This is a genomic window from Stella humosa, assembly GCF_006738645.1.
In the GTDB taxonomy this organism is placed as follows: domain Bacteria; phylum Pseudomonadota; class Alphaproteobacteria; order ATCC43930; family Allostellaceae; genus Allostella; species Allostella humosa.
Window position 1 is genome coordinate 2,390,362 of sequence record NZ_AP019700.1, and the last position, 15,075, is coordinate 2,405,436.

Below are 15,075 nucleotides of genomic sequence, written 5' to 3' on the forward strand. Positions count from 1 at the left end.
CCTCAGCCCAGGCGGCGGGCGTTGGCGGCGGCCGTGCGCAGCACCGGCGCGGTCATGGCGCCCGCCATGCTGGCGGCGGCTGCACCCAGGCCCAGATAGAAGGAATAGGCACGCTGCATCGCGTCGGCGGCGTACTGCATCTGCGCCTGGATGGCGCCGGCCGGCGAGCGGGCGGCGGCGACCTTCATGCCGGAGTCCCAGGCGGCCGCCATCTCGGCCGCGGCGAAACGCGCGATGCCGGCCGCCAGCGCGGGTGACTGGCGCATGGCAGCGCTGGCCGCCTCGATCGCGGCCGTGCCCTTCTCGGTGCTCATGCGCATGAACTCTGCCGAATCGCCGGAGCCCGGGTTGTAGATCGCGGCGTGGCCCATCGCCATGCGTCGGCCGATCACCGTCGCCGATGCCGTTGCCAGCCGCGTCGCCTGCAAGGCGTTGGCCTGCGAGCGGGCCATCGTCCGGCCGATCGTCCGCGCATCCGTCTCGATCTTCCGCTTCGCCATGTCCCGACTCCTTCAATGTTGCACTGCAACATAAACGAGCCGACGGCGAAAACGGACCGGTCGTGCGAAGATTTATTTTTTCGCGCGAATCTCGGCCAGATTGCGGCCCGAGAGGACAAGGTCGTCCCGCGTGGCGTGGATGACGACGCGGTCGAGTTCCAGTTCCGCCACGACCCGGTCTTGCCAGCGGTCCAGCAGGTCGGCGAGCGCGGCCGTCTCGTGCGCGTCCAGCGGATCCGTCAGGTGATAGAGGCCGACGCCATAGAAGCCGCTCCGCCGGGCGCCGACCGCGTCCTGTAGCCGGGCGAAGGCATCGTCGCCGCCGACCTGCCGGGGATATGCGGGCAGATAGATGCGACCGAAATTGCGATTGCCGACCAGGGGCCCGCCCAGGCGGAAGCGCAGCGGACCGAGCGCGGCCATCGCCGCCGTCAGAGCCGCGGCATGGACCGGGACGGCAGCGGCCGCCAGCCCGCTCGCCAGCGTCGCGTGCAGCACATGGCGGCGGCGACGCCCGAGATTCCAGGCGATCTTGGCCGCGAAGGGGCCGGCCGCCATTTCCCGTTCCAGGGCCTGGAAGGCCGGGCTGGCGGCAAGCGCCGGCCAGTCGACGGGAACCACCAGCGCCTGGCGCCATTCCGGATAGGTGCCGTCCTGGTAGTCCTGGCCTGGGGCGGACGCGATGGCGAGCGGATGGCCCGGCGCCACCAGTGGCAGGTGCGCCAGGCGATAGCCCTGGTCGAACTCCAGCCGCTCGCCCGGCTGGAAGCGGCGGCGGGAGGCCGGGTAGGCCAGGCGCTCTTCACCGACGAAGGCGTCATCGGGCAGGGGATCGTTCATTCCGGGCCGCTACGGGTTAGGGTGGCCCGATCACCTATCAGAATTCGAACCGCGCGTGGCAGGCGATGAGCAAGGCATTCACCAAGGAAAGCGACGGCGACGAAGCGGGCGACGACCTGCCCGAGCGGCCGGTGTCCGAGCATCCAAACTTCGTCACCGCTCGGGGCCTGGCCGCCATCGACGGACAGGTGGATCGGCTGCGCGCCGAACTGTCGGCGATAGCGGCGGGGGCCGACCAGATGCTGTCGGCGCGGCTGGCCCGCGACCTGCGCTACTGGACGGCCCGGCGTGCCAGCGCGCAACTGGTCGACGCGCCGGCCGACACGGGCCTGGTGCAGTTCGGCTCGACGGTGACGGTGGCGCGCCAGGACGGGCGGCGGCAGGTCTTCCGCATCGTCGGCGAGGACGAAGCGGACCCCACGCAGGGCAGCGTCTCGTGGGTATCGCCGATGGGTGCTGCATTGCTGCGGCGGGAAGAGGGGGACGTGGTCCAGGTCGCCGGCGCGGATGTCGAGATCGTCGCCGTCGAATAGCCTCCGCGGCGGGCCGTGGCCGGCCGCGGAGGCGTCACGATCAGAGGAACTGGAAGTCCACCGGGCGGAGATCGCCCGGCGCGATGTCGGCGATGATCAGGCTGTTGCCCGCGCCGAGGTCGATCCGGGTTCCCGAGACGGCCGGTGATTCGAACGCGACCATCCGCCCGTCGAGGTCCGTGAAGTCGTCGATTGTCGTGCCGTTGATATTGATCTGGATGCGAATGAAGTCGTCCGGCAAGGCGAAATCGAGGATGACGTCGATGCCGTCTCCGGAGAATATGGAGAAGGTGTCGTCGCCATCTCCACCGGTAATGGTGTCGGCGTCCGCCCCGCCGACCAGCAGGTCGTTGCCGGCCCCGCCGTCGATGAGGTCGTTGCCGTTGCCGCCGACGACGGTCTCGTTGCCGGTGCCGCCTTCGATCAGGTCGTTGCCGAGACCGCCGGTGATGCCGTCATTGCCGTTGCCGCCGATTATGGAATCGTCGCCGGCATCGCCCATCAGGAAGTCGTCGCCGAGATCGCCGTAGATCAGGTCGTTGCCCGCCTCGCCATAGACGAGGTCGGCGCCCTGGCCGCCGAACGCGGTGTCGTTGCCCGAGCCGGCGAAGACGAAGTCGTCGCCGATGTTGCCATTGACGTGCCAGTCGTCGTCGCCTTCGCCGAAGACCGTGTCGTCGCCCTGGCCACCCCGCGCGAAGTCGCGGCCGGCGCCGCCATAGACGATGTCGATGCCGGTGTTGCCGTTGATCTCGTCGTCGCCATCCTCGCCGGAAACCAGGTCGTTGCCGTCGCCGCCGAGGATGACATCATTGCCGGCGCCGCCATTGATCTCGTCGTCGCCGGTATCGATGTTGCTGAGGTTGGACCCACCGAGCAGGGAGTCGTTGCCCAGCCCGCCGCGTAGCGTGTCGTTGCCGCCGACGCCCATCAGGAAGTCCGCGCCGTCGCCGCCATCTGCGGAATCCGCACCGGAACCCAGGTCGAAGAAGTCGTCGCCTGCCAGGCCGGATGCCGTATCGTCGCCATCCAGCGCGAAGTAGGTGTCATCGCCCGTGGTGCCGATGAAGGTGTCGTTGCCGTTCGAGCCATTCGCCATCGTGCTGCCCTCCGTCCCCGCTGGCCGGGTCCGGCACGACCGGGCGACGCCCGCGATGGGTGCCCAGGTGCCAGCTCCCGATTCTCTGTTGTTGTCCAGCCTGCCATCCACGACTGTATGGAGGGGATGCGGCAAGCGCGATGGTTTTCACTGCTGAATTTAGATCGCGTATTCGGTTCGCGCAGGAAGGCGCGCGCCAGACCGTGCAAAGCTCCGGGATGAACGGGAGGAGAAGCTCGATGCGACGTATCCGATCGGCCGGCATGATCATGGCAGTTCTGACCGCAGTCGCCGCCGGCACATCGGCGGCGGCCGATGACATTCGCTCGAATCTGGCCGACGGATACGCCGGCGCGGTCCGTTTTCGGTCGAGCACGCCGGCGGGGCCATCCGACCTGATGGCCGGCCGCGGCCCCGAGACGGCGATAGCGGGCGAGCTGCGCCTGCCGCCCGCAGCCGGCCGTCCCGTGCCGCTGATGATCATCAGCCACGGCAGCGGCGGCATCCTGCCGGGACGCGAAGGGGCGTGGGCCGACCGCTTGCTGGCCCAGGGCGTTGCCACCTTCGTCCTCGACAGCTTCACCCCGCGCGGCATCCGCTCGACCGGCGACGACCAGAGCCAGCTATCGACCGCGGCCAGCGTCGCTGATGCCTTCGCTGCCCTGCGCATCGCTGCCACCCATCCCGCCATCGATCCGGCGCGGATCGGTGTCATGGGTTTCTCCAAGGGTGGCCAGGTGGCGCTCTACACCGCGCTCGAGCCGTTCCGGAAGGGCGCCAATGGCGGGCGGGAGCGCTTTGCCCTGCATGTGGCGCTCTATGCGTCCTGTTCGCTGCCCTACCACTCGACCGCGACGACCAAGGCGCCCATCGTCATGCTGCTGGGTGGTGCGGATGACTACACGCCGGCCGCCCATTGCGCGCGTTATGCTGAATGGTTCCGCCAGCGCGGCAGCGCGGTGCAGGTGCGGGTGTTCGATGGTGCCCATCACGGCTTCGACGCGCCGGGTGCCGTGCGACGCCTGAACAACGCCCAGACCGCGCGGGAATGCGGCCTCGACATCGAGCTGGAGCCCACGCCCACCGGCCGGCGTTGGAGCGACGGCGGCACCGTCGCCAATACCGCCATGGGCGAGTATCTGCGCGGCTGCATGCGGCGCGGGGCCAGCTTCGGCGGGGATGCCGCGGCACTGGCGGGTGCCATCGACGAGGTCCGCGCCGCCGTGGCGCAGCATCTTCGCCCATAGGCGCAATCCCGGGCGCCGGGGGCGGAACCGGAAGCGGGATGCTCGCGTTCCAGTGGCGCCGGCGGGACGCGCCGCCACGCCATCCATCTGCCCCGGGGGAACGCTTGAAGATCATCGAACCAGGTCGCAACTGCTGGCGGGTGGCGGACACCCATCGGGCGTCGGTGCTGGTGGATGGTGCTGCCTATTTCACCCAGCTTGACGCCGCCCTGCGCGGCGCGCAGCGGACCATCACCATCCTGGGCTGGGATTTCGACGGCCGCATCCGCCTGCGGCCCGACATCCCGGACTCGCCGATGCTGGGCGACCTGCTGCGCCACCTGGTCGAGACCCGGCCGGAACTGACCGTGCGCATCCTGATCTGGAGCGTGGCCGTGCTGCACGCGCCGGGCGCGCCGCTGCCCTTGATCCTGGGGGCGGAGTGGCAGGACCATCCGCGCATCGACCTGCGCCTGGACGGGCGCCACCCGATCTATGCCGCCCACCACCAGAAGATCGTCACCATCGACGACGCCGTCGCCTTCGTCGGCGGCATCGACCTGACGGTCGGTCGCTGGGACACGCCGGAGCACCGGATCGACGACCCGCTGCGCCGCACGCCGGAGGGCAAGCCGCACGATTCCGTGCATGACGTGCAGATGCTGGTGGACGGCGAGGCCGCGCGCGCGATCGCCGCCCTGGCCCGCCACCGCTGGAAGGTGGCCACGGGCGAGATTCTGCCGGTGGAGCCGATCGCGGGCGATCCCTGGCCGGAGGGGCTGGCGGCTGAATTCCAGGAGACGCCGATCGGCATTGCGCGCACCGCGCCCGCCTGGGGCGAGCAGCGCGGCATCGAGGAATGTGCCGAGCTGACCTTCCGCGCGATCGCCGAGGCCAAGCGCTCGATCTACATCGAGGCCCAGTACCTGACGGCACCGTCCATCGGCAAGCGGCTGGCCGCGGTCCTGAGCGAACCCGACGGGCCGGAGGTGGTGGTCATTGCGACCTGCTTCTCCAAGGGCTTCCTGGAGCAATGGGTGATGGGCCGCAACCGCGACCGGCTGGTCCGCCGCCTGAAGCGGGCCGACCGCTACGGCCGGCTGAAGGTCTTCTGCCCGATGGTGCCGGATGGCGAGAAGCAGAAGCACCTGCTGGTCCACGCCAAGCTGATGATCGTCGACGACACCTTCCTGCGCGTCGGCTCCTCCAACATGAACAACCGCTCCATCGGCCTGGACACCGAATGCGATCTTGGCATCGAGGCGACGGATGACAGCACGCGGGCAACCATCCGCGACCTGCGCCACCGCCTGCTGGGCGAGCATCTGGGCGTTGCAGCGACGGACGTGGCCGCCGCAGAGGGGCCCGAAGGATCGCCGTTGAACGCCATCGCCGAGCTGAACGGCAAGGGGCGCGGCCTCTGCCCGATGGACGAGATGCCGCTGCAGGGGCCGATGCTGCCGATGTTCGCGACGCCGGTGCTGGATCCCAAGCGGCCGTTCGAGCCGCTGTGGTTCCTGCGCAAGAAGCGCGAAGGCAAGGTGCGGCGGACCGACAGCAGCACGCCGGTCCGCACCCGGCGGCGGGCGTCAGCGGCCCGGCCGCACCCGGCGGGCTAGCTCGGCCACCGCCAGCACGAGCAGCCCGATCAGGAACGGCACGAGGAAGTAGGTCAGCCGGAACAGCACCAGCCCCCCCACGACATTGGCGCCTGGCACCAGCGCCAGCACCACGCTCTCGATCACGCCCAATCCGCCCGGCACGTGCGATACCAATGCCGTCACGTTGGCCACGACATAGACCCCCAGGAGCTGGAGGTAGGCGATGTCGGTGGTGGCGGCCAGCGCCTGGTGCAGGCAGCCCGCCACGCAGGCGAGGTTGACCGGGCCGATCGCCACCTGGGCCAGCCCCAGTTTCAGGGGTGGCAGGGCCACATGCCATTGACGGAGGCGGAGTTCGCCGCGGACGAACGCGCAGAGCGCCAGATAGGCGAGCGGCGCCAGCAGGGCACATGCGCCCACGGCCCGCACCCAGCCGGCGCCGATCCCCAGGCGCTCCACGGCCAGCTCGGGGGCGGCCACCAGCGCGATGCCGCCCAGCGTCGCCAAGCCGAGGCCGACCGTGATGGCGCAGAACAGGATGACCTTGGCGACGTCGCCCGCCTTCAGGCCCCAGCCGGAATAGAAGCGATAGCGGATGGCCCCGCTGCTCAGCACGGCCAGACCGACCGTGTGGCCGATGGAGAGGGCAGAGAAAGACGCCAGCGCCGTCCTGCGGTAGGCCAGGCGATGGCCGGCGCTGCGCACCGCCAGGAAGTCGAACAGCGTCAGGCAGAAATAACTGGCGGCGGCGAAGGCGGCAGCACCGGCCAGCCGGGCGATCGGGATCTCGGCCACCGACCGGCTGATCTCGTCCCAGCCATATTCGTTGTAGATCCGTCGCAGCAGGTACGCCGCCAACAATAGGGCCGCCCCGGTCATGGCCCAGGGGAGAATTCGCCGCCAGTTGCCGGAGGCGCCCGGGCGCCCGGCCGCCTCCGCCGTCATGGCCCCGGCGCGAAGGTGAAGTCCATGACCAGCGGCAGGTGATCGGAGGCCACCCGGGCGAGTGGGGTGCGGATCACCTCGGTCTTCAGCACCTTGATCGACTGGCTGACGAAGACATGGTCGATCCGGATCACCGGCAGGCGGGCGGGGAAGGTCGGGCGCGGGATGCCGGCGGCGCGCTGGGCGTCCGTGAAGCGCTCGGCCATCCGGCGGTAGGCGCGCGAGCGCGGCACGGCGTTGAAGTCGCCGATCAGGATGGTGGGGTCCTTGCACGCGGGATTGCCGGTCCAGTCCGGACCCAGCAGTGCGGACACCTGGAGCTTCCGCTCATAGGCGAGCAGGCCGATATGGGCGTTCACGACCTGCAACTCGCGCCCGTCGATCTCGACCGCCGCCCACAGTGCGCCGCGTGCCTCCATCCCGGGATAGTGCTGCAAGCCCGGCAGGTTGGCCGCATGGACGATGCGCGATGGGTGGGCGGTCAGGATGGCGTCGCCGTAGCGCTCTTCCAGCACGTGGAACGCCGGATGGAAATGCATCTGCATGCCCAGTTCGCGGGCGATCTCGTTCGCTTGGTCGACATGATCCGAGCGACGGCGGCCGACATCGACTTCCTGCAGGGTGACGATGTCGGGCTTTGCCGACGCGATCACCTCAGCGATGCGCGCGGGCGACAGGCGTCCGTCGCCGCCGCGGCAGCGATGGACGTTGTAGGTCAGGATGCGATGCAAGCCGGCTCTTCCGTCGGGTGGCTGCGGGGAAACTGTTCGGCACTGAACGCACGAATCGCGCCTTTGGTGCCACCCGAATTCGGTGATTCGATCACCGGTCGGCGTTGACGGCGGCCGGCAGCGATTACTAGGTTCCCCGCGTCCCATGCGGCAGGTCCGCGGCGCGAAGAGGAAGACACATGATAGCAAGGATTGCCGGCCTGCTCGCCCTCGCCATCGCCGCCGGCTGTCCCGCCGGAGCGATGGCCTATGATATCGCCTTCACCCTGGACAGCACTCTGGCCGCCGGACGGAATGTCGAACTCTCGGTCGTCGATCCGCCCCAGTCGGTGGAGGTCGCGCCCGGGTCCCAGGTGCTCAACGTGCCGTTTCCCGTTTCCGGCGCGATGCCGGTATTCCGCTTCTACGAGGTGCGCGTGACGGCCAAGGGCGAAAGCACCATGGAGTATTGCGCCTTTTCCGCCCGGTCGGACTACCTCGGAGCGAATTCAGGCTGGGGCTGTGCGATAACCTCGATCCGCCAGACGAACGCCGCCACCTGCACCGGCGCGCTGGCATCGGGCTGGAATCGCTCGAAGCCCTGCGCCTTTCAGTTGAGGATCCAGCCGTAGCGGCCAGCCGCGACGGATTGACTCGTACGTCGCGACGACAAATCATCCTGCCCGGAGAACGAGACGAACGGGGCGCGCCCCTCTAGCGGGGGCGGCACCCGTCGCGCAATCGGGAGGAGGGGGCCCTGACCAGTCCCTGCCGGATTTACGCCCACGGAACCGCCATGTCCGCGGCGGCCTTGGCGCGCCTGCCTGTTCCTCCCGCCGACCATGACGGACGGGAGGATCCGAGATGAGCCAGCCGGAACGCATTCTCTTTCGCAACATCCGCGTCATCGACGGCAGTGGCACCGCGCCCTTCATGGGCGAGGTGCTGGTTGCCGGCCGCCGAATCGAGGCGGTGGGCCGCCAGGCGGGCGCGCTCGACGCCCAGGGCGCCACGGTGGTCGAAGGCGGCGGCGCCACGCTGATGCCGGGGCTGGTGGAAGCCCACGCCCATGCGAGCTTTGCCAACACGTCCACGCTGGAGGCCCTGGGCGACATCCCGCCCGAGGAACACACGCTGCTGACCATGAAGCATGTCCGGCTGCTGCTGGACCATGGCTTCACCAGCATCAGCAGTGCCGCCTCGGCCAAGCCGCGCCTCGATGTCGTGATCCGCAACGCCATCGAGGCGGGCGACATCCCGGGACCCCGGATGCTGGCGGCCTCGCCCGAGATCACGCCGACCAGCGGCCTGGGCGACGTGCGCCTGCACCACATGCACCGCGACACCTTCGCGGTCGTGGCCGATGGTGCGGACGAGTTCCGCCGCGTCGCCCGGCATTTTGTCCGCGAGGGCGTCGACACACTCAAGATCAACCCGTCCGGCGACGAGTTCGTGCCCCATGCCCGCGCTCGCCACACGGTGATGAACGACGACGAGGTGGCCGCCGTGTGCGAGGTGGCCCGATCGCGCGACAAGCGGGTGGCCGCCCACGCCCGCAGCGCGGAATCGGTGAAGATGGCGCTGCGCCACGGCGTCCAGATCATCTTCCACGCCACGCTGTCCGACGAGGAGGCGCTGGACCAGCTTGAGGCCGCGCGCGACCGGGTCTTCGTCGTGCCCACGGTCGGCGTCACCTACGCCACGTTCAAGGAGGCGGGGGACTTTGGCATCCACCTGCCGGGGGACGTGTTGGACGCGCTCGAGGTCGAGCTGGAAGCCGCCTGCGCCAACATGAAGGCGCTCCACCGCCGCGGCGTGCGCATCCTGCCGGGCGGCGACTACGGCTTCCTCTGGAACCCGATCGGCCGCAACGCCCGCGACCTGGAGCATTTCGTGAAGCTGTTCGGCTTCTCGCCGCTGGAGGCGATCACGGCGGCCACCCGGCTGGGCGGGGAACTGATGATGCAAGGCGACGAGCTGGGCCAGGTAAAGCCCGGCTTCCTGGCCGATCTGCTGCTGGTGGACGGGGACCCCAGTCGCGACGTGGCGATCCTCCAGGACCGCGACCGCCTGCTGGCAATCATGCAGGAAGGCCGCTTCCACAAGGCCCCGGCGGCCGGGCGCCGCGTCGCGCAACCCATGGCAGCAGAGTAGGACCGGCAGAGCGGAGGGGCGGCCGCCGGCCGCTCCTTGACTCCGTTCCAAACGAACGGCAATAATTTCAAGAGTCGGGAAGGTTTTCCGCAATACGAAAAACGACGACGAGAAGGAAAAATCCTCCGTCGAATGCCTCGGGGAGAAACGTCATGAAGCGAAGCGCTTTGTTGTCGCTTGCGTCCGCTGCTGCGGTGGCGGTTCCGCTAGTGGCGCCGATGGCCCAGCCGATCAAGGTCGGCTACCCCATGATCCTGTCCGGACCTGGCGCCCTGTTCGGCGAGCCCTCGCTGAAGGGCGCGCAGATGTATGTCGACGAGGTGAACGCCAAGGGCGGCGTGCTCGGCCGCAAGATCGAGCTGATCGGGCGCGACACCAAGGGCAATGCCGACGAGGCGGTGCGCGTCGTGCGCGACATGATCCTGCGCGACGACGTGCAGTTCGTGGTCGGCACGCTGACCTCCGCCGAGGGGCCGGCCGTCTCGCCGATCGCCAAGGAGAACAAGGTCGTCTTCATCGCCCCCATCACCAAGACCGACCAGTTGACCGCGCCCGAGAACCTGCACCCCTACGTCTTCCGCAGCGCCTCGACGACCACGATCGAGGGCCGCAGCGCGGCCGAGATCGTCGCCAAGTGGAACGTGAAGCGCGTCGCCACGATGAGCCCCGACTATGCCTATGGCCAGGACGCGACCAAGGCCTTCGTCGAGCACCTGAAGAAGATCAAGCCCGATACCGAGATCGTCGACCAGCAATGGCCCAAGCTCGGCGAGGCCGACTATACGCCCTTCATCAACGCCCAGATGGGCAAGAAGCCGGACGCGGTCTTCTCGTCGCTGTGGGGCGGCCACTTCGTCACCTTTGCCAAGCAGGCGGTGCCGCTCGGCTATTTCAAGTCGCTCGACATGAAGTTCATCGGTGCCGGCGAGGCGGGCTCGATCGAGAGCGCGCGGGCGATGGGGCCGGACTATCCCATCGGCATCTGGAGCAACAGCTACGACGTGTTCGACTGGCCGGCCGGCCCGCCCGCGCACAAGGAATACATCACGCGGCTGAAGGCCTACACCAAGGCCGAGTATCCGTCTTCCTGGCCGATCACCGGCTACATCTCGATGCAGTTCCTGGTCGAGGGCATCAAGAAAGCCAACAGCCTCGATTCCGACAAGGTGGCCAAGGCGCTGCTCGACCTCTCCATCGACACGCCGATCGGCAAGCAGACCCTGCGCGCCAAGGACCACCAAGCCAACCGCGGGCAGTTCTGGGGCAAGATGAAGATGGACCCCAAGTACCCCTTCGCGGTCATGGACGAGCTTACCTACATCGACCCGGCGCCGTTCATGGATTGAAGGCAGTGACCTTCGTCGGCAGCGACGAGCGGCCCGTCCTGTTGCCGGGCGCGCTCGTCGGGGATGCCGCGGACGGCACGGTGAAGAGCGTCGCCAAGGTGCTCGACCTGCTCGAGCATCTGGGCGCCGCCGGCCAGCCCGTCGGCATCTCCGACCTGGCGCGGGCGGCCGGCCTGCACGTGTCGACCGCCCACCGGTTGCTGCGAACGCTCGTCCGCCGCGGCTATGTCGAGCAGCGCAGCGATACCCGCCGCTATGCGCTGGGGCCGCGCGTGCATGCGCTGGGAGGCGCCTATCTTGGTGGCAGCGACCTCGTCGGCGCCGCCTATCCGGTGATCGAGGAACTGCGCGACCGGCTGGGCGAGACGATCCACGTCGCCGTGTGGGACGACGGCCAGGTGCTGGAGGTCTGCCATGCCGAGACGACCCAGCCGGTCGGCGTCTCGCTGCGGCTCGGCCGGCGCGACCCGGCGCATGCGACCGCCATCGGCAAGGTGCTGATGGCCGCCCGCGGCCGGGCCGAGGTCGACCGGCTGCTGGCCGGGCCGCTGGTGGCGGTCACGGGCCACACCGTCACCGCGACGGCGAAGCTGCGCTGCGAGATCGAGCGCGTGCGCGCGCAGGACTATGCGGTCGACGACGAAGAACTGGCCGACGGCCTGTGCTGCGTCGGGGTCCCCGTCCGCGACCGGCATGGGCGGGTGGTGGCCGGCCTCAGCGTCGCCATGCCCAAGGCGCGCTTCGATGCGGCGCGCATTCCGGAATGGGTCGCCATGCTGCGGGCCGCGGCCGACGGCCTGGCCGGCCGGCTGGCCGGCTGAGCGGAGGCGCCGCACCATGCCGGAACCGAGTTTCCTTTTCGGCCAGTTCGTCGGCGGCCTCACGGCCTCGATGTTCCTCTTCGTGACCGCGGTCGGCCTGTCGCTGATCTTCGGCGTGCTGCGGGTGCTGAACTTCGCCCATGGCTCGCTCTACATGCTGGGCGCCTATCTCGCCTGGCAGATCATGGGGTGGCTCGGGCCGGGCCCGGAGCATTTCTGGTTCGCCGTCCTGGGCTCCGCCCTGATCGTGGCCGTGATCGGCGCGGCGATCGAGCGGCTGATGTTCCGCCACCTCTACGACCGGCCGGAGCTCTACCAGCTCCTCTTCACCTATGCCCTGGTGCTGGTCCTGGCCGACATCGTGAAGATCATCTGGGGCACCCAGCAGCTCTCGATCTCCCGGCCGGTCAGCCTGTCCGGCGGCACCACGATTTTCGGCACGCTGGTGCCGCACTACAACCTCTTCATCATCGCGCTGGGCCCGCTGCTGGCGCTCGGCCTGTGGCTGCTGCTGCATCGCTCGCGGGCCGGCCGGGTGATCCGGGCAGCCGTGCTCGACCGCGAGATGCTGGGGGCGCTCGGCGCCAATGTCGGCTGGCTCTATACGGGGATGTTCGCGCTGGGCGCCTTCCTGGCCGGCCTCGGCGGGGCGCTGGTGACGCCCGTCAAGACGATCGTCCCCGGCATGGATGTCGAGGTGATCGTCGAGGTCTTCATCATCGTGGTGATCGGCGGGCTGGGCTCGCTGTGGGGCACCTTCCTGGGCGCGGTCGTCTTCGGCCAGGTCCTGGCCTTCGGCATCCTGCTGATGCCGCGCTTCTCGATCTTCTCGGTCTTCGCGCTGATGGCGGTCATCCTGATCGTCCGGCCCTGGGGCCTGCTCGGAAGGCAGCCGACGCGATGAAGCGCATCCCCTGGACGCTCATCCTGTTCGTGGCGGCCTTTGCCATCCCCTGGGCCGGGTCGCGCTTCTACACCTTCATCGCCACCGACGTGGCGATCCTGGCGCTCTTCGCCCTCAGCCTCAACCTGCTGCTGGGCTATACCGGCCTCGTCTCGTTCGGGCACGCCGCCTATTTCGGCATCGGCGCCTACACCTGCGCCATCTCCATGAAGACGCTGGGCCTGCCGTTCTGGCTGGGCTTCCCGGCGGCCGGCGTGATGGGCGGGCTGTTCGCGCTCGTCTTCGGCTTCTTCTGCGTGCGGCTCACCAAGATCTACTTCGCCATGCTGACGCTGGCCTTCGCCCAGATCGTCTGGGCCGTCTGCTTCAAGTGGAACGGCGTCACCGGCGGCGAGCAGGGCATGCCGAACGTGCCCTATCCCGACCTCGACTGGATCGGCGCCATCCCCGGCCTGGGCGGCTTCCGCGTCGGCGACCGCTTCTATTTCCTGACCCTGGTGCTGGTGACGCTGGCGATCCTGGCGCTGCGCCGCATCGTGCGCTCGCCCTTCGGCCGCATCCTGACGGTGATCCGCGAGAACCCCGAGCGGGCCGAGTTCATCGGCATCGACGTTCGCCGCTACCAGCTTGCCGCCTTCGCCGTGGCGGGCGCGTTCGCCGGGCTGGCGGGGGCGCTGTTCGGCATCTTCAACCGCGGCGTCTTCCCCGACTTCGCCTATTGGACCAAGTCGGCCGAGGTGCTGATCATGACGATCCTGGGCGGCATGGGGCATTTCTGGGGGCCGGCGGTGGGCGCCGCCGCGCTCACCATCCTCAATCTCCAGATCACCGCCTACACCCAGTACTGGCCGCTCATCCTGGGCTCGATCCTGATCGTGCTGCTGTTCGCCTTCCCGGGCGGGCTGGTCGGCACCAGCATCGATCTTTTCCGGCGGATCCGGAGGGGGCGCGATGCTGGACGTCCGTGACCTGAAGAAGTCCTTCGCCGGCTTCCTGGCGGTGTCGGACGTGTCCTTCTCGCTGCTGCCGCGCTCGATCATGGCGATCATCGGGCCGAACGGGGCCGGCAAGTCGACGCTGTTCAACCTCATCACCGGCCACATCCAGCCGACCTCGGGACGGGTGTTCCACAAGGGGACCGACATCACGGCGGCCGCCCCGCACCGCATCTGCCGCCGCGGCATCGGCCGGTCCTTCCAGCACACCAACATCTTTCCCGGCCTGACCGTGTTCGAGTGCATCCAGGCCGCCTTCATCGCCCATCACCGCCGTGGCAGCGATTTCTGGGGCCGGGCCGAGCGACTCTACCGGCCCGAGACGGAGGCGTTGCTGGAGCGGCTGGGGCTGGCGGACAAGGCCGACCTGCTGGCCGGTGCCCTGTCGCACGGCAACCAGAAGCAGATCGAGCTTGGCATCGCGCTCGCCAGCGACCCCGACATCCTGCTGCTGGACGAGCCGACCGCCGGCATGTCGGCGACCGAGACGCGCGAGACGATCGACCTGCTGCGCAGCATCGCCGAGGAGCGCGGGCTGACCCTGCTCTTCACCGAGCACGACATGGAAGTGGTTTTTTCCATCGCCGAGCGCATCGGCGTACTGCACCAGGGCCGGCTGATCGCCCAGGGCAAGCCGGACGAGATCCGCGCCGATGCCGAGGTACGCCGTGTCTATCTGGGGGGCCATTGATGGCGGCCCTGCTGGAAGTCCGGGACCTGCACACGGCCTATGGCCTGTCGCGCGTGCTGTTCGGCGTGTCGCTGGAGATCGCGGCCGGCGAGTGCGTCTGCCTGCTGGGCCGCAACGGCGTCGGCAAGTCCACCACCATGCGCTCGATCATGGGGCTGACTCGGCCCAGTGCCGGCGAGGTGCGCTGGAAGGGCCACGCGATCACCGGCTGGGCGCCCCACCAGGTGGCGCGGTCCGGCATCGGCTTCGTGCCGGAGGATCGCCGCGTCTTCGCCGACCTGACGGTGTGGGAGAATCTCGATGTCGCCCGCCTCGTCGCCGGCCGCCGCGGCGACTGGACGCCCGATGCCGTGTTCGACCTGTTCCCGCCGCTGCGGCCGATCGCCGGGCGCCGCGCCGGCTACCTGTCGGGCGGCGAGCAGCAGATGCTGACGATCGGCCGCACGCTCATGTGCAATCCCGAGCTGCTGCTGCTGGACGAGCCGTCCGAGGGCCTGGCGCCGCTGGTGGTCGAGCATCTGCTGCAGCAGGTGCTGGTGCTGAAGCAGCGCGGGCTGACGATCCTGTTGGCCGAGCAGGGCGTCGACTTCTCGCTGCGCCTGGCCGATCGCGTCTATGTGCTGGAGAAGGGCACGGTCCGCTTCTCGGGCGATTCTGCCGAACTGCGCGACGACGAGGCGCTGCGCAACCGCCTGCTCGCGCTCTGAACA

At 69.1% G+C, this 15,075-nt stretch carries 16 protein-coding genes; 11 read left to right on the top strand and 5 right to left on the bottom strand.

The window, feature by feature from the left end:
- Positions 1-2 precede the first annotated feature (2 nt).
- Together STVA_RS11220 and STVA_RS11225 are read right to left on the bottom strand one after the other, a co-directional pair.
- A complete protein-coding gene (locus STVA_RS11220) occupies positions 3-500 on the bottom strand; it encodes a hypothetical protein (RefSeq protein WP_123688040.1) in 498 nt (165 codons plus the stop codon).
- 72 nt (positions 501-572) lie between these two features.
- A complete protein-coding gene (locus STVA_RS11225; RefSeq protein WP_123688041.1) occupies positions 573-1,340 on the bottom strand; it encodes a hypothetical protein in 768 nt (255 codons plus the stop codon).
- Between the two features lie 65 nt (positions 1,341-1,405).
- On the opposite strand from STVA_RS11225, the gene greA reads away from it, so the two are divergent.
- Positions 1,406-1,873: a transcription elongation factor GreA gene (greA, locus tag STVA_RS11230; protein WP_123688042.1), complete on the top strand. Its 468-nt coding sequence runs from the start codon at positions 1,406-1,408 to the stop codon at positions 1,871-1,873.
- Positions 1,874-1,913: 40 nt separating this feature from the next.
- Here the strand turns inward: greA and STVA_RS11235 are convergent, their stop codons facing one another.
- Positions 1,914-2,972 (bottom strand): calcium-binding protein, encoded by a 1,059-nt coding sequence (locus STVA_RS11235; RefSeq protein WP_123688043.1) that lies wholly within the window; start codon positions 2,970-2,972, stop codon positions 1,914-1,916.
- Positions 2,973-3,211: 239 nt separating this feature from the next.
- Between STVA_RS11235 and STVA_RS11240 the strand changes: the two genes are divergently transcribed.
- Together STVA_RS11240 and STVA_RS11245 are read left to right on the top strand one after the other, a co-directional pair.
- Positions 3,212-4,219, top strand: a complete 1,008-nt coding sequence (locus STVA_RS11240) for a dienelactone hydrolase family protein (protein ID WP_170216291.1) — start codon at positions 3,212-3,214, stop codon at positions 4,217-4,219.
- Between the two features lie 104 nt (positions 4,220-4,323).
- A complete protein-coding gene (locus tag STVA_RS11245; protein ID WP_197735847.1) occupies positions 4,324-5,817 on the top strand; it encodes a phospholipase D-like domain-containing protein in 1,494 nt (497 codons plus the stop codon).
- Here the strand turns inward: STVA_RS11245 and STVA_RS11250 are convergent.
- The gene (locus STVA_RS11250; RefSeq protein WP_197735848.1) at positions 5,788-6,657 is read right to left on the bottom strand and encodes a UPF0104 family protein; all 870 of its coding nucleotides are present in this window, start codon (positions 6,655-6,657) and stop codon (positions 5,788-5,790) included. The two genes, STVA_RS11245 and STVA_RS11250, sit on opposite strands and share 30 nt — an antisense overlap.
- 83 nt (positions 6,658-6,740) lie before the next feature.
- Entirely contained in the window at positions 6,741-7,475 is a 735-nt protein-coding gene (locus STVA_RS11255) for an endonuclease/exonuclease/phosphatase family protein (RefSeq protein WP_123688047.1), read from the bottom strand.
- Between the two features lie 242 nt (positions 7,476-7,717).
- Between STVA_RS11255 and STVA_RS11260 the strand changes: the two genes are divergently transcribed.
- The 8 genes from STVA_RS11260 (at position 7,718) to STVA_RS11295 (ending at position 15,072) form a co-directional block, all read left to right on the top strand.
- Positions 7,718-8,086, top strand: coding sequence for a hypothetical protein (locus STVA_RS11260; RefSeq protein WP_123688048.1), 369 nt, complete (start codon positions 7,718-7,720; stop codon positions 8,084-8,086).
- Between the two features lie 232 nt (positions 8,087-8,318).
- Positions 8,319-9,608 (top strand): metal-dependent hydrolase family protein, encoded by a 1,290-nt coding sequence (locus STVA_RS11265; protein ID WP_123688049.1) that lies wholly within the window; start codon positions 8,319-8,321, stop codon positions 9,606-9,608.
- 152 nt (positions 9,609-9,760) lie between these two features.
- Entirely contained in the window at positions 9,761-10,954 is a 1,194-nt protein-coding gene (locus STVA_RS11270; RefSeq protein WP_123688050.1) for an ABC transporter substrate-binding protein, read from the top strand.
- A 5-nt stretch (positions 10,955-10,959) separates the two neighbouring features.
- Entirely contained in the window at positions 10,960-11,775 is an 816-nt protein-coding gene (locus tag STVA_RS27630) for an IclR family transcriptional regulator (protein ID WP_170216292.1), read from the top strand.
- 16 nt (positions 11,776-11,791) lie between these two features.
- Positions 11,792-12,679, top strand: a complete 888-nt coding sequence (locus STVA_RS11280; RefSeq protein ID WP_170216293.1) for a branched-chain amino acid ABC transporter permease — start codon at positions 11,792-11,794, stop codon at positions 12,677-12,679.
- Positions 12,676-13,647 carry a branched-chain amino acid ABC transporter permease gene (locus STVA_RS11285; protein ID WP_123688052.1) on the top strand — a complete coding sequence of 324 codons (972 nt, stop codon included), beginning with the start codon at positions 12,676-12,678 and terminating at the stop codon, positions 13,645-13,647. Before STVA_RS11280 ends, STVA_RS11285 begins: the two co-directional genes overlap by 4 nt.
- A complete protein-coding gene (locus tag STVA_RS11290; RefSeq protein WP_123688053.1) occupies positions 13,631-14,365 on the top strand; it encodes an ABC transporter ATP-binding protein in 735 nt (244 codons plus the stop codon). The genes STVA_RS11285 and STVA_RS11290 overlap by 17 nt, the downstream gene beginning before the upstream one ends.
- Entirely contained in the window at positions 14,365-15,072 is a 708-nt protein-coding gene (locus tag STVA_RS11295) for an ABC transporter ATP-binding protein (protein WP_123688054.1), read from the top strand. The genes STVA_RS11290 and STVA_RS11295 overlap by 1 nt, the downstream gene beginning before the upstream one ends.
- Positions 15,073-15,075 lie beyond the last annotated feature (3 nt).